General features: G+C 60.7%; 16 protein-coding genes. 7 read left to right on the top strand and 9 right to left on the bottom strand.

Going from position 1 to position 18700, the window contains the following annotated elements; genetic code table 11:
• The first annotated feature begins 5 nt into the window (after positions 1-5).
• On the top strand, positions 6-1685 hold the full coding sequence (locus NE852_RS03770) for a VOC family protein (RefSeq protein ID WP_245270537.1): 1680 nt from the start codon (positions 6-8) through the stop codon (positions 1683-1685).
• Here the strand turns inward: NE852_RS03770 and NE852_RS03765 are convergent.
• The 3 genes from NE852_RS03765 to NE852_RS03755 form a co-directional block, all read right to left on the bottom strand.
• The gene (locus NE852_RS03765) at positions 1657-2556 is read right to left on the bottom strand and encodes a DMT family transporter (protein WP_008523949.1); all 900 of its coding nucleotides are present in this window, start codon (positions 2554-2556) and stop codon (positions 1657-1659) included. The genes NE852_RS03770 and NE852_RS03765 overlap by 29 nt on opposite strands.
• Before the next feature lie 113 nt (positions 2557-2669).
• The gene (locus NE852_RS03760) at positions 2670-4106 is read right to left on the bottom strand and encodes an FAD/NAD(P)-binding protein (protein WP_258156200.1); all 1437 of its coding nucleotides are present in this window, start codon (positions 4104-4106) and stop codon (positions 2670-2672) included.
• A 95-nt stretch (positions 4107-4201) separates the two neighbouring features.
• On the bottom strand, positions 4202-4630 hold the full coding sequence (locus NE852_RS03755) for an OsmC family protein (RefSeq protein ID WP_008523968.1): 429 nt from the start codon (positions 4628-4630) through the stop codon (positions 4202-4204).
• Positions 4631-4775: 145 nt separating this feature from the next.
• Between NE852_RS03755 and NE852_RS03750 the strand changes: the two genes are divergently transcribed.
• Genes NE852_RS03750 through ligD form a run of 4 tightly spaced genes read left to right on the top strand, consistent with a single transcriptional unit; the run spans position 4776 to position 8652 of the window.
• Positions 4776-5036, top strand: coding sequence for a hypothetical protein (locus NE852_RS03750; RefSeq protein ID WP_008523970.1), 261 nt, complete (start codon positions 4776-4778; stop codon positions 5034-5036).
• A gap of 15 nt (positions 5037-5051) precedes the next feature.
• Complete coding sequence (locus tag NE852_RS03745) at positions 5052-5282, top strand: DUF2188 domain-containing protein (protein WP_008523973.1); 231 nt, start codon at positions 5052-5054, stop codon at positions 5280-5282.
• Positions 5283-5300: 18 nt separating this feature from the next.
• Complete coding sequence (locus NE852_RS03740) at positions 5301-6137, top strand: Ku protein (protein ID WP_008523975.1); 837 nt, start codon at positions 5301-5303, stop codon at positions 6135-6137.
• A gap of 1 nt (position 6138) precedes the next feature.
• Complete coding sequence (ligD, locus tag NE852_RS03735; RefSeq protein ID WP_008523977.1) at positions 6139-8652, top strand: DNA ligase D; 2514 nt, start codon at positions 6139-6141, stop codon at positions 8650-8652.
• Positions 8653-8657: 5 nt separating this feature from the next.
• Here ligD and NE852_RS03730 read toward each other — a convergent pair whose 3' ends face one another.
• The 3 genes from NE852_RS03730 to NE852_RS03720 all read right to left on the bottom strand — a co-directional run bounded on the left by NE852_RS03730 (position 8658) and on the right by NE852_RS03720 (position 12329).
• Complete coding sequence (locus NE852_RS03730; protein WP_008523980.1) at positions 8658-9461, bottom strand: Ku protein; 804 nt, start codon at positions 9459-9461, stop codon at positions 8658-8660.
• A 450-nt stretch (positions 9462-9911) separates the two neighbouring features.
• Positions 9912-11057, bottom strand: a complete 1146-nt coding sequence (locus NE852_RS03725) for a NosD domain-containing protein (protein WP_008523982.1) — start codon at positions 11055-11057, stop codon at positions 9912-9914.
• 210 nt (positions 11058-11267) lie between these two features.
• Entirely contained in the window at positions 11268-12329 is a 1062-nt protein-coding gene (locus NE852_RS03720; protein WP_052034543.1) for an AraC family transcriptional regulator, read from the bottom strand.
• Between the two features lie 231 nt (positions 12330-12560).
• Between NE852_RS03720 and NE852_RS03715 the strand changes: the two genes are divergently transcribed.
• Complete coding sequence (locus NE852_RS03715; RefSeq protein WP_008523988.1) at positions 12561-13712, top strand: ROK family transcriptional regulator; 1152 nt, start codon at positions 12561-12563, stop codon at positions 13710-13712.
• Between the two features lie 413 nt (positions 13713-14125).
• Positions 14126-16165 carry an SPFH domain-containing protein gene (locus NE852_RS03710; protein WP_258156199.1) on the top strand — a complete coding sequence of 680 codons (2040 nt, stop codon included), beginning with the start codon at positions 14126-14128 and terminating at the stop codon, positions 16163-16165.
• A gap of 64 nt (positions 16166-16229) precedes the next feature.
• Here the strand turns inward: NE852_RS03710 and NE852_RS03705 are convergent, their stop codons facing one another.
• Genes NE852_RS03705 through NE852_RS03695 form a run of 3 tightly spaced genes read right to left on the bottom strand, consistent with a single transcriptional unit; the run spans position 16230 to position 18689 of the window.
• A complete protein-coding gene (locus NE852_RS03705; RefSeq protein WP_008523990.1) occupies positions 16230-17159 on the bottom strand; it encodes a ribokinase in 930 nt (309 codons plus the stop codon).
• Complete coding sequence (locus tag NE852_RS03700; RefSeq protein ID WP_008523992.1) at positions 17156-17617, bottom strand: RbsD/FucU family protein; 462 nt, start codon at positions 17615-17617, stop codon at positions 17156-17158. Before NE852_RS03700 ends, NE852_RS03705 begins: the two co-directional genes overlap by 4 nt.
• A 43-nt stretch (positions 17618-17660) precedes the next feature.
• A complete protein-coding gene (locus NE852_RS03695; RefSeq protein ID WP_037170812.1) occupies positions 17661-18689 on the bottom strand; it encodes a LacI family DNA-binding transcriptional regulator in 1029 nt (342 codons plus the stop codon).
• Positions 18690-18700 lie beyond the last annotated feature (11 nt).

Here is an 18700-nt window from a genome sequence, read left to right as displayed (position 1 = left end):
ACGGTATGACTGTCGCAGCACTCATACTCGCGCTCCTGACGCCGCTTCAATCAGGACTGCTCTCGATGGTATCAGGCATACATCACGTCACCGCCGTCACACGCAAAGTCCAGGCGAACGTGGATTTCTATGCAGGCTTTCTCGGCATGCGGCTGGTCAAGCAGACGGCCGGCTATGAGGACGCGACGCAGCTTCATCTCTTCTATGGTGACGCAGCGGGAACGCCGGGCTCATTGCTGACCTTCCTTGCCTGGGAAGACGGAGCGCCGGGACGGGCCGGCTACGGCCAGATCAGCGAAATCTCGCTGGCGATCGACCCCGCAAGCATCGGCTATTGGCTGACGCGGGCGATGAGCTTCGGCCTGCGCTCCGAGGGACCGGCCGAGGAATTCGGCGAGCCCGTCTTGCGGATGAAGGACCCTGACAACATCATCCTCAAGCTCGCAGGCGCAAAGAACCTTGCCTCACAAGCCGTCTGGGACGGCGGCTCGATCCCGGTGGAACACGCCATTCAGCGCATACGTGGCGCAACCATGCTGACGGAGAAACCCGCCGAGAGCCGCGGCTTCCTCGAGACCCATTTCGGCTATCGCTTCCAGGCCAACCGCGGGACGATCGACAGGCTGGTTTCGCAGTCCGGCGACATCGTCGACGTGCGCGATGCCCGCGGCTTCTGGTCCGGCGCGCCGGGCACCGGCACGATCGATCATGTCGCCTTCCGCGCGGCAGATGAGGAGACGCTGCTTTCCGTGCGCAAGGCGCTGGAGACGACCGAGGCGTCGCCAACCAACATGCATGACCGCAAATATTTCCGTTCGCTCTATGCCCGCGAGCCCGGCGGCACGCTCATAGAGCTTGCGACCGACAAGCCGGGCATGATCGTGGATGAAGAACAGGCCGCCCTCGGGAAGAAACTTTTCGCGCCGCCCGATGCCATCACCGATCTCCATGATCTGAAAGTCGTGCTGCCGCAGTTTTCGATGCCCGGCCAGCCGCGCATCAATTACCGCGAGCTGCCGTTCGTCCATCGCTTCTATACGCCTCCTGACCCCGACGGCAGCGTCTTCGTGCTGCTGCACGGCTCCGGCGGCAACGAGACGACACTGATGCCGCTCCTGAACAAGGTGGCGCCCCGGGCGACGCTGCTCGGCGTGCGCGGCCGGGCGACGGAGGAAGGTTTTCCGCGCTGGTATAAGCGCATTACCCCCTTCTCCTTCGATCAGAACGACATCAAGACCGAGGCGGAAGCCTTTGCGGCCTTCATCGAGGGCGCCGTCAAATCCTATGGGCTCGATCCCCAGAAGGTCGTCTACGTCGGCTATTCCAATGGCGCCAACCTGTTGAACTCGCTGCTCTATCTTCACCCGAACCTGGTTCACAAGGCGGTGCTGCTGCGCTCCATGCCTGTGCTCAGCGACTATCCGCATGCCGATCTGAAGGGCACCGACCTGCTCGTCATCAGCGGCAAGACGGACGCCTACGGCAAATATGCGAGCGAACTGGAAGAGAGACTGAAGAGTTCGGGCGCGACCGTTGATTCCGATGTCATTCCCGGCGGCCACGATCTCGGCGATGCCGATGTGCCGATCATTCAGAAATGGCTGCTGCAGAGAATGGCTGCCGATAATCCGGCGCCGCAGCAGCAAGCGGTTACGCCTAAGCCCGAGATTTTCGGGCAACCATGATGCCGGCAAGTACGATGGCGCCGCCGAGCGCCTGCATCGTCCCGATCGCTTCACTGAGCAGCGCCCAGGCGAGAATGGCGGCGACGACCGGTTGCAGCAGCAGCGTCAGTGAGGAAAAGGCCGGCGGCAGATAGGCAAGCGCATAGGTGATCGCCACCTGCCCGCCGGCATGGCTGATAAAGGCCAGGCCAAAGACCATCGACCAGCCATAGACTGTCAGCGGCAACATGTGGCCCTCAAAGAAGAACGCGACGGGAAAGATGCAGACGGCAGCCGACGCCGTGCTCCACAGCATGATCCGCATCGTATCGAACCGGCTGCGCAGCCTGCCGAGCGCAAGGATGTAGCAGGCATAGAAGAAGGCGGCGATCATCGCGAGGCCGTCGCCGCGAAGGTCTCCATCGGCGAGCGCGGCCGGCCCGCCCTTCAGGACGACGACGCCGGCCAACGCCAGGACAAGCCCAAGCATGAAGACTCTGCTGATCCGCGCCTTGAAAAAGAGGAAGGCGATCACGGTGACGAAAACAGGCGCAAGATTGGCAAGCAGCGTCGCATTGGCGACTGAGGTCATGGTGATCGAAAGATGCCAGGCGGCAAGGTCGAGCGACAGCATGACACCCGGAAGGATCAGCTTGCCGCAATCGAAAAGGCTTTGCGGTTTTGGGCCGGCGTCCTTCTTCATCAACGAGACGATGAAGATCGGGATCAGCGCCAACGCCACGCGCCAGAAGGCGGTGGCCATCGGCCCAACCTCGGAGAGCCTGACGAAAATCGGCGAACCGCCGATCGCCGCCCCGCCGACGAGGAGCACCGCAAGCGGGAAACGATTGGAAGGCGACGCTTGGGAAATAGTAGAGGCAGCCTGCGACATGATCTCGATATTTTTTGTTCGGCCGAAAAGCTGGGCGGCGGGATGCTGGTTGCCGGGTGATTATCAGAAGTCGGTCATAGCCGACAGCCGCAGAACGACATTCGGATGGACAATCAGACCGGCTGCCTATTTGCCGCAGTTGCATGCAGCTTTCCGGCGATTTCGCTCGCGACGAAAAACGCATGCTCGGTGATCTGCGGCAGCCCCATCAGCTCGCCGAAGGTGCCACGCGCCAGCGGACCGGAAATCAGCAGCGAAGGATCTGCCGTGCCGGATGGACCGATCGCCTCCGAGCGCTCGGTACATGCAAGACCGAGGCCGGTCGGATCGAGGCTGAGATGGCCGTTTGCTGCAAGGGCTGCGAGCCAGGGCTGAGTTTCGAGAATGCCGCCATGCGCCGGGCCGGTCGTGACGACGACGGCGTCGTAACGTTCCTCGAGCAGCTGCCGCTGATGACGGGGCTGCAGCTCGCACAGGATGAACTCGCCATCGATGCGCGCATCGGCAACCGAACCGGCAAGGATATTGAGGCGGCCCGCCGCAATCGCCGCGTCGAGAACGGCCTCGACCTGCGGCGCGATCCGGAAGCGGTGCACGTCCCAATAGGGGCGCAGATGACGCACGAGACGGCGTCGTTCGGCAACCGGCAGCGCCTGCCAAAGATCATGTCCTTGCGCCCGCACCTGGTCGAGCACGCCATGCCAGCTGATACCTTGCGCCTGTGCTGCGCTGATGGCGGCGCGGATGCTTGCCAGCAAAAAACCGGCGGAACGGGCGGCATCGGGGATGAAGTCGCCGAAAAGCGGCTGCGGCACCGGCGCATGTCCACGCGAACGCAAGCCGCGGCGCGAGATCGCAGTGATCGGGCCGTCATGACCGCGTTGCGCCAGCGAGGCAATCACGTCGGCAGCCGTCAGGCCATTGCCGATGATCAGCACCCGGTCATGCGGACGTATCACATCGAGTGCGCCCGGTTTCGTGGTATCGGCGATGAAGCGCGGATGGTCTGAAAGGCTTGCGGCAAGCCGGCCAGGGGCTGCCGGCGGCGGGTGGCTGGTGGCGATTGCCACGATATCCGCCTCCGTCACACCGCCGTTGTCGTCAAGGATCGTCCAGCGGCCGGCATGGCGCTCGACAGCGATCACCCTGGCGCGGCGGTGACACACGGCCCCTTCTTCCAGCAGCGGTTTCAGCAGGGAGGCGACATAATCGCCGAAGAGCCGGCGCCGCGGAAAGACCAGGCCGTCCGACTGCTTTGCCTCCGGATCGTCGGCAACCGCATTACGCGCTTCGATCCAGGCCTGGAATTCGCCCATATCGCCGGGTTGCAGGCTCATTTTGGCGGCCGGAACATTGATGCGATGGGCCGGATCGGTCGTATCATACGCGAGGCCCCTGCCGAGTTCGGCGCGCGGCTCGAAGACCATGATGACAGGGCGCTTGCCGCAGTTGGCCCTGGCGAGATGATAGGCAACGCCCGCACCGGAGACGCCACCGCCGATGATGGCGACGACGGGCTGTTTATACGTCGGGAGAGGCTTGGGCTGCATGGTGGCCGGGATCATTGCTTTCGATACCGCGAGCATAGAAGCCGGGTCGCCGTCGCGCAATCCTTTCGCCGCCATTGTCTATAATTTTTATAGGCTTATTCCGATATCGTCGTCGAGAAGTCGGGATTGCCGCGAATGGTGTTGCTCACCGTGCAAATCTCTTCTTCGGCGGCATGGACGATTTTCTGCCGGGTTTCCTCGTCGATATCGCCCTTGATCGAGAAAGCGATGTTGAATTTGGCAACGCGCGAACGGCCTTCCGTCGCCTTCTCGCCGGTGACGTCGGCGGTGATCTCGCTGATCCTGTCGAGAATGCCCATCTGGCTGGCGGCAATGCGGGCGCTGAGCACGAGGCAGGCCGAGAGCGAAGCATAGAGCAGATCGAGCGGGCTGAAACCCGGATGCGAGGGCGCGGTGACGATGTCGAGCTCGCCCTTGGTGGTGGAAGTGACATGCGGAAAGCCGGTGCGGCCAAGAACGGCGGTGGCGCCGGTCGGACGGGGTCGAGCCTTGAGATCGGCCATGTTGAATCCTCTGAAAACAGCCCTCTGGAGATAGTGATTTCCGCCTCGTGCGGCAATGGCGGCAGCCATCCCTCGGCTTCGGAACCTTTCCATCCGTCATCAGTTGATTACACCTGAACGAAATCAGTGACAAAGGTGTATAGTGATGGTGCATGTCCGCAGCATGGATCGCCAGGACAGGCGGATGGATGCCCGCGATCGGCTGATCGTCGCGCTCTATGCACAGCTGAGGGCCGAGCGGGAAACGCGCGAGACGCTGGAATGGGCAATTCGCAACGGTGCCATCTCTCAGGAAGTGCTGGAGGCAATCGCGGCCGACCCAGTCCCTGTCGTTACCAGCGAGGATATCGCCTCGCTCGAAAAGATCATCGCGCTCGATGAAAGGCGCAAACCAAATCGGAACTGAGAGAGGAGATCCGAAATGGCAGATATCACCTATCAGGTCGTGCCGCATGACAATGGCTGGGCCTACAAGCTCGGCAGCACGCTTTCGGAAACCTATGCAACCGCGGATGAAGCGATCATCCACGCCAAGGACGCTGCATCGCGCCAGAAGATCGGCGACGGCGATGCGCTACTCGCCTATCCCTCGCCCGACGGCGGCTGGGAATTCCAGGGGCTTGAAACCGACAAGAGCAACAGTCGGCTCTGATTTGTGACGGAGGAAGGAATGGCCGCTCGGGCAAGCTGGAAAGGTCATCTGAAGGTGGGAGACCTTGCCTGTGCCGTCGGGCTTTACACGGCCGTTTCCTCATCCGACCGCGTCTCCTTCAACATCATCAACCGCAGAACCGGCCACCGGGTGGAACGGCAATTCGTCGACAGCGAAACTGGCAAACCGGTCGAGCGCGACGACCAGGTCAAGGGCTACCGGATGGAGAATGGCGAATACATCGTCATCGAGGGCGATGAGATTGCCGAAATCATGCCGGAGAGCGACAAGGTCCTCAACATCAAGGCTTTCATCGCCTCCGACGCCATCGACAAGACGTATTTTGATCGCCCCTACTACCTTGCACCGGTGGACGAGCATGATGCGGAAGCGCTGTCCCTGATCGCCAACGGCATGAACGACGGCAAGGTTGTAGCGCTGGCCGAAGCTGTACTTTTCCGGCGAAACCGAACACTGCTGATCCGCCCCCACGACAATTACATCGTCGCGACGATGTTGAACTTCGACTATGAGGTTCGTTCGGCCGACACCGTCTTCAACGACATTCCCGACATCAAGTTCGACAAGGAAATGCTCGAACTCGCAGGCCATATCATCGGGACCAAGCACGGCACCTTCGAACCGAGCGAGTACCATGATCGGTACGAGGCCGCCCTCGTCGAGCTGGTGAAGGCAAAGATCGAAGGCCGCGCGCCGCCGAAGAAGAAAGCACCGCCGGAACGCAAGGTCGTCGACCTGATGGAGGCGCTGCGCCAGAGCGCGAAGATGAGCGGCAAGCCGCCTGCAAAGAAGGCGCCGGCGCGCAGCGACGGCCGCAGGAAGAAGGCAAGCTGAGATGGCTCTCGAAACCTATCAGGCCAAGCGCGACTTCAAGCTGACCCCCGAACCGCGCGGCCGCAAGGGCCGCAGCAGCGGCAACAGCTTCGTCATCCAGAAGCACGATGCGACCCGGCTGCACTATGATTTCCGGCTTGAGATGGCTGGCGTGCTTAAGAGCTGGGCGGTGACGAAGGGGCCGAGCCTCAATCCCGAAGACAAGCGGCTTGCCGTGCATGTCGAGGATCACCCGCTGTCCTATGGCGATTTCGAAGGCATCATCCCGAAGGGACAATATGGCGGCGGCACCGTCATCGTCTGGGATCGCGGCACCTGGACGCCGCATGGCGATGCCCGCAAGGCCTACCAGAAAGGCCATATGGAATTTGAACTTGACGGCGAGAAGCTGAAAGGCCGCTGGCATCTCGTGCGCATGCATGGCCGGCCCGGCGAAAAGCGAGAGAACTGGCTGCTGATCAAGGGGGAGGACGCCGAAGCCCGCCACGACGGCGATATCCTCGCCGAGAGGCCGGAATCGGCCAAGACCGGCCGGCAACTCGCAGAGGTAGCGGAAAATCCCGACGCGACCTGGAGCTCCAAATCGAAGAACGGCAAGGCGGCGTCCACCGAAAAGCCGCCGCGCAGAACAAAAAGCCCACCACCTCGGGAACGACACTGGCCGACAGGTGCGCGCAAAGGTGCGATGCCGGATTTCATCGAGCCTGCGCTTGCCAGGCTGAAGCCGAAGCCGCCGGCAGGCGATCGCTGGATCCACGAGATCAAGTTCGACGGCTATCGCCTGCAAGTCAGGATCGAAAACGGCGAGGTCACGATGCTGACCCGCAGCGGGCTCGACTGGACGGCAAAATTCGGCAAAGACGTGCTCGATGCCTTCGCCGCCCTGCCGGTGCGATCGGCGGTGATCGACGGCGAGATCGTTGTCGAACGCGAGACCGGCGCCTCGGATTTCTCCGCACTTCAGCATGATCTGAGCGCGGGCCGCGACGACCGTTTCGCCTTCTATGCCTTCGATCTTCTTTACCTCGACGGACACGCCTTGCTGAATGCGGCGCTCATCGATCGCAAGCATCTCCTCGAAACCCTGCTGCCCGGCGATGACGAAAAGCTGCGCTACAGCGCGCATTTCAACGAAAGCGGCGGACTGGTGCTCGACCACGCCTGCCGGCTCAGCCTCGAAGGCGTGATCTCTAAACAGCGCGACAGCAAATACATCTCCGGCCGAAAGGGCGAGTGGATCAAATCGAAATGCTCGCATCGGCAGGAATTCGTCATCGGCGGCTATGTGCGGTCGACATCGATGAAGAATGCGATCGGCTCGCTGGCGATGGGCTATCACGAAAAGGGGAAACTCAAGCATGTCGGTCGCGTCGGCACCGGATATACTGCGGCAACGGCGCAGATGCTCTATGAGAGGCTGTCGCAGCTTCAGCAAAACGAGAGTTCTTTCGACGATAAGCTGACATCAGAGGAGCGGCGCGGGCTGATCTATGTGAAACCCCAATTGGTCGCCGAGGTGGAATTCAGCGCCTGGTCGGCCGACGGCAATCTGCGCCATGCCGCCTTTCGCGGTCTGCGCGAAGACAAGCCCGCCAAGGACGTGACACGCGAGACGGAAAAGACGACGGCGCGCGAACTGCCGAAATCGGCGGTGTCGCTCACTCATGCCGACCGCATTTACTGGCCTGATGAAGGCGTGACCAAGGAAGGGCTGGCGAATTACTATGCCGAGGTGTGGCGCTTCATGGCGCCCTATGTCGTCAACCGGCCCTTGGCGCTCTTACGCCTTCCCGACGGGATCAACGGCCGTCAGCGGTTCTTCCAGAAACATGCCTGGAAAGGCATGAACCCGCATATCGGCCAGATCATCGACCCGAAGGACAAGCAGGGAGAGAAACTGCTGCGCATCACCGATTTCGATGGCGTCGTGGCGCTGGTACAATCCGCGGTGCTGGAAATCCATCCCTGGGGTGCGACGACCGACAATTGGGAAAAGCCCGACATGATCACCATGGATCTCGATCCAGGCGCGGACGTGGCATGGGAGAATGTGATAGCCGCCGCTTACGGATTGAAGGAGCGCCTGGAGGCTGAAGGCCTTGCCGCCTTCGTCAAGACGTCGGGCGGCAAAGGACTGCACGTGGTGACGCCACTGACCCCGAAGGCTGGTTGGGTGGAGGTGAAGGCCTTCGCCAAATGGCTTGCCGACAGCATGTCTTCCGACGATCCCGACCACTATCTCGCAACGGCGACCAAGGCCAAGCGCAGCGGGAGAATCTTCATCGACTATCTCCGCAACGGGCGCGGAAATACGGCGGTCGCACCCTATTCGACGCGGGCAAGACCGGGAGCCGCGGTCTCGATGCCGCTGGAATGGGACGAACTGAGCGCCGATATCGGACCGGCCTATTTCACGGTGGACAATACGCCAACGCGTCTCAATACCTTGCCCAGAGATCCCTGGGAGGGCTTCTTTGCAGCGGCGAAGCCGTTGGAGAAGAAGAGGAAGCGATAAGGAACCTAACGCGGCTTGCTCCCGCCTTCCGCAGCCAGGCTCTTTTTCAGCGCATCCATGATGTTGATGACATTGCCGGTCGATTTCACCGGGGCCGGCTTTTTGGCGGGTGCTGATTTCTTCAAGCTCTTCTGCTTGGCGCGGATCATCGACTTCAGGCGCTTCTGGATCGGGTCCTGCACCATGTCTGGGCTCCAATCCTTCGTCTCCTCCTTCACCAACTGCTTCATCAGGGACAGCAGCTTGCTGTCGATCTCGGCCTTGCTGTCGAGTTCCGCCACCGGTTCGCGCACCTCGTCGCCATAGCGCAGGGTCCAGAGGACAATACCTTTGCCCTGCGGCTCCAGGAGCACGGCGCGCTCGCGACGATAGAGAACCAGCCGGGCAATGCCGACGACGTCGTTCGCCTTCATCGCTTCGCGGATGACGCAGAAGGCCTCCACGCCGACCTTGTCCTCGGGCGCCAGAAAATGCGGCTTGTCGTACCAGATCCAGTCGATCGAACCGCGCGGCACGAAACTGTCGATATCGATGGTACGGGTGCTTTCGAGCCCGACCTCCTCGATCTCCTCGTCTTCGAGAAGAACGTAATCGTCCTCGCCGCGCGGATAGCCCTTCACCTGGTCTCTCTCCGACACGGGCTTATGGGTGACGCTGTCGACATAACGGCTTTCGACGCGGTTCTTCGTCTGCCGATTGAGGACGTGGAAACGGACCTTGTTGCTTTCGGTCGTAGCCGGCGTCAGCGAGACGGCCGCGGTGACGAGCGAGAGTTTGAGATAACCTTTCCAGAATGTTTGACGTGCCATATGCGTCCGCCGCCCGGGTCGTTTTGCCGATATGGTTCGGGATATGGCTATCAACGGAAAGAGGCCGTTTTTGGTTCCGGCCGAGATTTTCCAAGGTTCTGCGGAGACTTCGTTCAACGCCGCGTGATCTAGGCGTCACCTTCTTGACAGAATTTCATACCACATAGTTCTGTAATTATTGAGGTTGGCGCGGAGTTCGCAGATATGGAGCGCTCGGTGGAAAGAGAAGATGTAAGACGCGCGACACGCATTGCTGTTGGGCTTGTCATATTCTTTGGCCTCGCGGTCTGCTATGGGAAATTCTCAGGCTTTTTCCTGTCTCCAGACGCACAGGAAAATGGCCCGCCGGGATGGTTTTCGAGCTTCGATCTCAGCCCATCGCCACGGCTTCCGAATGCCCAAGACGGGTGACGGGTGGCAGGCGCATACTATTGCCAGGCAATATGCCGCTTAAATCGAAAGATAGCGCTTCTGCCAGGGCAGCTTTTTCTCCTGCCAGGCGCGTGGCGTGAACTGGTCATAGACGGTTTCGGCGACCGCAAGCATCCAGTTCTGCTCCTTGCGTGCCAGCAGAACGCATGACAATTCCATTCCGGGCTCCACCGCAATGGAGGGGCGGTTGGCGCCGGGGATATCGATCCCCTTGTCACGCCACTGGATACGGATCTCGTCGGGTTCGGATGTCCATTCGCCTGAGGCCACGGATGCCTTTCCGTCCGATCTGAAACGAAGCGGCGGCGCGGTGACATTCAGGAAACTGCCGTCGTTAAAATAATTGTCCTCGACTTTTCCCGCAGTCGCCTCGCCATTTCCTCTGAGGACAACCTCCTGCTTGCATCGCAGAAATATGTTGCGCCGGAGACTGCCCGACCACGGCCGATTGGCGAAGAATGCAATGTCGCATTCGCTGATCACGTTGTCGTGGATATCTATGTCCCTGCGAAAAGCCAGTTCCTGGTCCGAAAACCCGCTGAGGCTCACCCCGCGATTGCTGTTCTCGATCCAGTTGTCGTAAATATGATGCCCGGCGTGATCGACCTTGTCGCCGATGCCATAGCCGAACGAATAGTCGTTCATCCTGCCGTCACGCATGATGTTGCTGCGCACGACGGCATCGTCCCCGATCGACGAAAAGGAGAAATTCTTCCCCCCGATGTAGTTGTATTCAACGAGGTAATTTTGCGTTTTGTCGCACACCAAGGCGCCCTTGTTCGACGTGCTGGTCGGCGATTGAAGGAAGAGATTGCCCCTGATCACGATGTCGGAGCTGATATTGTTGTCCTTGTTTTGATAGGCGAACTGGCAGCAGTCGGCACCCTGTCCCGGTGCCGCCCCGATGCGGTTGTTCTCCAGCAACACATTCGACGTCTTCGTCAGGTAAATGCCGTCGCCCACCACATTCTCGGTCTCGCAACGTCTGACGACGAGGTTCTTGCCATTGTGAAATTTGAAGCCGCGAGGAGAATTCTTGACGACGACATCCTCCACCACCGTGTCGGAGAAGACCTGATAGGCAAGGCCGATATCCGGGGCGCCGTCGATGACTTGCCCTCGCGTCGAAACGCCGTGGGCTTTCTTTCGCAGGATCGCGGGCATCGGATCTCCATTCGAACGGTTGCAGCGCAAGATTAATGAGGGGGGTGTGGCAGGAATTTGACGATCCTGTCCGGTCGATTGCGCGGAGGTCGTTCCGCCCTGCCTTTTTTGCCAGGACCAACGTCTTTAAGCCTGCGGGAGCGATCAAGACCCTCGCGCCTCGCTGGACCAGAGGTTTTTCAGAACATGGGCCGCATTCGCGGCCCTACGTCACAGTGACGCGCTGAAGGCTTGTGCCGTGGAAGCAGAGCTGAAGGTGGCACGCAAGCGCGTATCCCTCGGGCTTTCCCCAAATGCACTGCGGTAGATCGCAGAAAACCTGCCCGCATGGAAGAAACCCCACATAGTGCAGATATCGCGAAGCGTTTGCTGGTTAAATGGATCTCGCAGTTGGTCGTGAACGGCTTTCAATCTGATCGTGCGTAGGTAAGCGCCCGGTGACGTTCCCCTGAAGGCCTTGAAGCCCGTCTGCAGCGCGCGGAGTGAAATCCCGACTTCATCGGCCACCATCGACATGGTGAAAGGCTCGGCAATATTGGCGTGCATATAGTCGATGGCGCGCCGGACATGCCATGGAGCGACCTCCGACACCTTCCTTTTTTGGAAGTGACCGGAAAGACGATGTTGGGCAAATCGGATCACAAGGTCGGCCAGCGTTTCGCTCATCGTCGATACCGCGAGCGGCGAGGACAGAAGCGGGCCGCCATTGCGCATGCCCTGCACGATGGTCTGCGCCAGGTTGCCGATAAGCCGGCCCGACGGCGTTGCCAGATCCACGACGGGCTCAAGGTCAAGCGACTCGAGGGTCGGCGTTTCCAGGAGCGAAAAGAGCGTTCGCCTCACTACTTTCCAATCCAGGCAAAGACAGTCCGAACGGTGCGGTTCGCCTTGAATAACGCGATCGCCAACCTCATGATTGTTGGCGATAATGATACGGCCCGCTCCACCTTCGACCACTCTTTTGCCAACGCTCACTTGGACGGATCCCGTGTGCGGAATGTAGAACGCAAGGTGTTGTGGGGTCTCGTCGAGCGTTCGAACTTGCCAGGGACTCTGAAAGGCCGAATGAGCCACCGTAAGCGTTCCACTCGTTCTCAAATCCGTTGCCCAGGCAAAAGCCCGGTCATCGCCCAGCGGTTTTGCGCCGAAGACGCCATAGCCTGCGGTAAAGGCTTGCACCATCGACTCGAAGTCATCGCCGTCATGCGTCGGTGCGAAGCCGTAATCACGCTCGCGAGCGCGCATTGAATTCTGAGATCTCAACCACACCATGAAGCTTGGCTCTTTCTGTCTTCCACAACCTGCAGACCCAATCGCCCTCGTCTATCCCCCACTCGGACACCGACTCCTCGTTCCTGCGAAATGCCGTCATCTCGTCTGGCTTGACCGGTCTCGATGAGATAAGCAGGGCCTAAAATTGGGGATCGACACTCGATTTAATAGAAAGTAAAGCACTCCTCCAGCAGTTTTCACACCTGCAGTGTAAATCAAAACGATTCAAAAATGAAGTACGTTCCATTAGACCATGTTGCGACTCATTTTTTGCGGGATTTGCAACCTGCGCGGGTGGCTTCCCGCAATGAGCGGGACCTTTTGCGGCTGATCTGGAAATCCCCGGGGATCGAACGTTCCGACCTGACCGAGCCGCTCGAGCTGACCCAGCAATCTCTGCACAGAATCGTCGGGCGGCTTCACGACCGTGGAATGATCATTTTTTCCCCATCGGAAACCCGCCGCCCCGGCCCTCCTAGCCCGGAGCTCAAGCTTCGCAAGGACTGGTGTCTGACGCTCGGCATTTCCGTCAACGTCGGTTCGATCGGCCTCTGCCTCATGGGTTTCGGAGAGCCTTTGGAAAACATGGAAATTCCGCAGGAGGGATCGTCGCTCGCCGTGGAGATGGAGCGGATCCATGCCGCCGTCGAGGAGCTTCTTGCCCGTCGCGGAGCCACGCGGCGCGACGTGCTCGGGGTCGGCCTCGCGGTCAGCGGCCATCGCATGCTGGACACGGCGTTCAACTGCCCTCTCCCGCTCGCTCATTGGTCGTTGATCGATCTGGCGCCTGTGCTTGGGGAGCAACTCGGGCTACCGGTCTGGGCGGACAATGTGGCCAGAACCGCCGCTTTGGCGGAAGCCATTTTCGGTGTCGGCCGCGACGTCGCGGATTTCGCCTATATCGCCCATCTCCACGGATATGGCGGCGGCCTCGTCTGCGGAGGCATGCCGTTTCGCGGCAGCTTCGGCAACGCCGGCGAATTTTCCGTTCTCTTCGGGCGCCAGGATTACGACGATCGCCCCGCCCTCAGCCTCCTGCTCCAACAGCTCCGTGCCAAGGGGCGCGCGGATCTAACGCTGAAGGATTTGAGAAACGAGGCACTGGTGGAATGGGACGGCGTTGCGGAGTGGGTCGACCGCGTCATGCCTGCGCACAATCGCGCTATCAATGCGATCTGCGCGGTCTTCGACCCGGCTTTGATCGTCCTTGGCGGCGAGCTTCCGCATTCATTGGCAAATATGCTCATCGAACGGACCGAGTTCAACAATCTGCCTCGGCATGGCGTCCTGCGTGATGTTCCCCGCCTTGCGGTGGCTCAGGTCGCCGATGCCCCTGGTGCTATCGGCGCAGCCTTGATCCCGCTATTCGAAACGGTTTTGTGACGCTGCCTTGCGCGGTCTCTGCAAACCTGGCGGATGCCTCGCGCGAGAATACTTCCCGAAACAATCGAGCGGAAAAGGGATAATTCAGTAGAATCGAATGCTCGAAATATCGAAATCTCTGGAAGTACTTGCCTGATTTCCGCAGCGAACATCTTTAAACCTATAGGCGCAATCCCTACGTCCTTCGTCGTTATGTCCATCAAGGCAATTCCGATGTGAGATACTCACGACCACGCCGTCCCTCGGTGGGGACTCGGGATGCGCGGTCATTTTCCCAAACAATGAGCAGCCCAGACGTGCGCGACACCCTTCGTGCGCCGCACGCATAGGCGCGTAATCTCCCCGTCTTATCAACCAACAACCGACCGGGCGGCCGTCGGGTGGACGAACCCGTGCGCCCAGAGGAGAAAAACATGGACACCGTACAATATCTCAGTCCGATGGAATGGCGGGCGATCGAATTCGTCGTCTTCCTCATCGTGCTGGCAACTCTGTTCTGGTGGAGCGGCGTCATCCGCTACATCCCGAACGACAGGCTCGGCATCCTCGAGAAGCTGTGGAGCTTCCGGGGCTCCGTGGAGAATGGGTTCATCGCACTGAACGGCGAGGCCGGTTTCCAGCCGGAAGTCGTGCGCGGCGGCCTGCATTTCTTCATGCCGTTCCAGTATTCGATGCATCGCGCCAATCTGGTGACCATTCCGCAGGGCCAGATCGGCTACGTCTTCGCCCGCGATGGCAATCCGCTGCCGCCCACCCAAACATTGGCGTCGAATACCGAAGCCGACGACTTCCAGGACGTGCGCGCCTTTCTGGAAAAGGGCGGCCAAAAGGGTCCGCAGCGCAAGATCCTGCGCGAAGGCACCTATGCCATCAACCTCGCGCAATTCATCGTGCTCACAGCGCAGTCGAACTATTCGGTGAACCTCGGCGCCTCCGAACAGAAGCTGTTTTTGGACATGTCGGCGATGATCGCGGAGCGGGAAGGGTTCGAGCCCGTCGTCATTCGTGACGCCGAGGACTTGATCGGCATCGTCACCATCCATGACGGTCCGGCGCTGCCGGACGGCGAGATTATTGCGCCGACGGTTGCCAATGACCCCAGAGACCCGAACTTCCACAACAACTTCCAGGATCCCGAGAAATTCCTCCATGCCGGCGGCTATCGCGGCCGTCAGCTGCAGGTGCTTGCTGATGGCAGCTACTTTCTCAACCGTATTTTCGCGACGGTCGAACTTGTGGAGAAGACGATCATCGACGTCGGCACCGTCGGTGTCGTCGTTTCTTATACCGGCCGGCGCAGTGCGGATATCTCAGGCCAGTCCTACAGGCATGGCGAACTGGTCGAACGCGGTTCACGCGGCGTGTGGTCGACACCGCTTCTGCCGGGCAAATATGCGTTCAACACCTATGCGGGCAATATCGTCATCGTGCCGACAACCAACTTCGTGCTCAAATGGACGAAGGAGCAGTTCGGTGAACATCGCCTCGACGAGAACCTTTCGGAAGTGTCGCTGATCACCAGGGATGCCTTCGAGCCGGTCCTGCCGCTCTCGGTCGTCGTGCATATCGACTACATGAAGGCACCGCTGGTCGTGCAGCGCTTCGGCGATATCAAGCGGCTGGTCGAGCAGACGCTCGATCCGATGGTCTCGGCTTATTTCAAGAACATCGCCCAGACCAAGACGCTGATCGAACTCTTACAGGAGCGTAGCGAAATCCAGCGCAAATCAGGCGAGGAAATGCGCGAGAAGTTCGCCTCTTACAGTCTCGAACTGCAGGAAGTGCTGATCGGCACGCCGCGCGCCCTCAATAACCAGAACAGCATCGAGCAGATCCTGATCCAGTTGCGCGAACGCCAGATCGCGGTCGAAAAGGTCGAAACCTATAGGCTGCAGGAAACCGCGGCAATCCAGGAGCGGACGCTGCGCGAGAAAGAGGCGCTGGCCGAACAGCAGGCGAAGATCACGACCTCGGCGCTCGCCATCGAGATCAGCGAAAACGAAGGTAAGGCGCAGCTTGCCCGCACGCGCCAGCAGGCCGAGACCATTCAGGTCACCGCCAAGGCCGAAGCGGAAAAGGTCCGGCTCGCAGGCCTCGGCGAAGCCGACCGGATCAAGGCGATCGCCCTTGCCGATGCCGAGCGCATCAAGGCGACCGGTCTCGCCGACGCCCAGAAGGTGCGCGCTGTCGGCCTGGCGGAAGCCGAAGCCACCGAGAAGAAGGTCGCGGCCTTCGGCGGTCCGGACTACCAGCTCAATTCGCAGGTGCTGATGCGATTTGCCGAAGCGATCGAGAACGGCAGGCTGCCGCTTGTGCCGCAGATCCAGGTCGGCGGTGGCGGCGGCGAGAAGGGTGGTGCGAACGGCCTGGTAGAAATGATGCTGTCGATGCTGGTCGCCGACCGGCTTCAACGACAGGGTTCGCCGGCCGCGATACCGGCGCCGGCCGAATAGCCTTGATTGTCAATGGGCCGGTTATGCCGGCCCATTTTGCATTCTGCCCATTTGCTACGGTCCATCATGAGGCGCGCAGCAAGGCAGTGATCTCGACGCGAGAAGGCATGGCCGGAGCTGTGCCCGGCCGGGTCACGGCGATCGCAGCGGTCGCGCAGCCGAACCGCAAGGCCTCGATCGGCTCCTGTCCTTCCGAAATCGCCGTCGCGAAGCCGCCGAGGAAGGCGTCACCGGCCCCGGTGGTGTCGACGACATTCCCCGCCGAAAAGGCAGGTACGAATTCGCTCTGTCCGGCGGTGTGGTAAAAGGCGCCGCGTGCACCGAGCGTGATGATCACCGCCCGCGCCCCTCGATTCAGCAACCTGCGGCCTGCCGCGCGAACCTCTTCATCGGTTTCGATCGCATGACCTACCAATTCGGCTGCTTCCACCTCATTGGGCACGATGAAATCGCACAGGCCGTAGATACTGTCCGGAATGGCGCGGGCCGGCGCGGGGTTGAAGATCGTCGTGGCTCCTGCCCTCTTTGCCATCGAAAGGCCATGCATGGCTGCCTCGAGCGGCTGTTCGAGCTGGGTCATGAAGATGGCGGCACTTTCGATCTCGGCGCGGTTCGCGTCGACATCTTCAATCCCGATGAGGCCTGCGGCACCCGGCGCAACGATGATGGCGTTATCGCCGGTCACTTCGTCGACGAAAATGAAGGCAGCGCCGCTGGAAACACCGTCCATTTTCATCACATTGGCTTTGACGCCCGCCGCCGCATAGGCAGCAAGGGCCATCTCGCCGAACGGGTCGTTGCCGACGCGGGAAATAAAGGTCACCTTACCGCCGGCCTTGGCCGCGGCGATCGCCTGGTTGGAGCCTTTGCCTCCCGGCCCGAGCGTGAAGCCCGACCCCATCAGGGTCTCGGCAATATGGGGCAGGCGCTTTGCCTTATATGCAGTGTCGGCGGCAAAAATGCCGAGAATGACGATCCCGCTTTTCTCGCTCATCTCAGAGCGTCCTCCGCCGGAATGACGCCCTTGGTCAGAAGGAAGCATCCGTAAAACCGGAGTTCTCCCGTTGCGATGACGCAATAAGCCTTCTTGGCGACGTCATAAAACGCCATCCGCTCGATCGGATACATGGGCGACGGCCGGCCTTCGGCACGATCGACAATGGCCTGAACTTCCTGCTGAATCGGCGGGATTTCGTCCGGTTTGCCGATCACTTCCATGCGGCCCACCGAAGGCTGGATCGGCGTGTCCAGCGGAAAGACCGAAAGGACCGCGTCGATCGCCTGCGGCGCAGGGATGTTTTCCATGGTCAGCAGCTTCCCCAGGCGGGTCTGGCGGGCTATCGAATCCGACGGAAAATTCATGTCGGAAATGACGAGATAATCGCCGTGTCCCATGTTGCAAAGGGCCTGAAGAATGTCGCCGCTGAGCTCGGCACGAATTCCCTTGAGCATTGATCTTCCATCCTTTTCTCGTGGCCGGAGCGCCGGCCATGTTTCAATTTCTATGTCCGGCGCGATCCGCCTTGGGTTGCGGGCACGGACCGCTGGAACCACGCACAATCAGCGACCCGTCAATCATTTCGTCATCCGTTCCCGGTGGCTCACTAAGGAGAAGCCCGACCGCGCGCCGGGCCAGCATGTCGGCCGGTTGGCGTATGGTCGTCAGCCGGGGAACGACGAGATTGGCGAGCGAAATGTCGTCGAAACCTGTGACCGACAGCTTTCGCGGCACGTCGATCTTGAGGTCTCGGGCAGCGCGCAGCGCGCCGATGGCCTGCTGGTCGCTGGCAGCGGCAATCGCCGTGGGCCGGTTCGGTGGCGGGCGCGACAGCAGCTCGCGGGCAATTCTTTCACCGGACTCGTAGTCGAATCTGCCATAGGCAATTTCCAGCTCGACCGGTTGACCGGTCTCGCCCAACCGTTCGATGCGGCTTACGAAGCCATCCTTGCGCATGCGCCCTGCCTCGGTGTCGGGCGGCCCTGCGATATAGGCGATGCGGCGGTGCCCGAGTTCATGGAGGTGGTCCGCAATCAGCGCGGCCGCCTGCGCGTGGTTGGTCGATACCAGGGGAAAAGTGCCGAAGCGCCGGTCCAGCGAAATGATCGGGACAGCGGCCTCCAGATGAAGGCCCGAACCGTGGCTCGAAGCCACGACGATGATGCCGCGCACCGACCGGTCGAGAAAGGCCGAAACGTGGCTCTGCTCCGCCGCCCGGTCGTCATGCGAACTTGCCAGCATGAGGCTGTGTCCGCATTCGAGCGCCGCGCGCTCGACGCTTGCCGCAAGCTGCGCGAAGAACGGGTTGGTGATGTCGGGAACGACGAGGCCGATGACATCGGTTCTGCTGGTGCGCAACGCCCTGGCGGTCACATTGGGTCGGTAACCAAGCGCTGAAATTGCGTCGTTGACCTTTTCGCGCAGGACGGGCTTGACCGCAGCTTCACCCGACAGCACACGCGAAACGGTGCCCACTGAAACGCCCGCATATTGGGCGACATCCTTGACTGTGGGCATCTTTGACATTTTCGGCCCCG

Source organism: Rhizobium sp. Pop5 (assembly GCF_024721175.1).
Classification (GTDB): Bacteria; Pseudomonadota; Alphaproteobacteria; order Rhizobiales; family Rhizobiaceae; genus Rhizobium.
The sequence above is the reverse complement of the archived record's forward strand: the minus strand, read 5'-3'. Positions and strand labels throughout refer to the sequence as shown.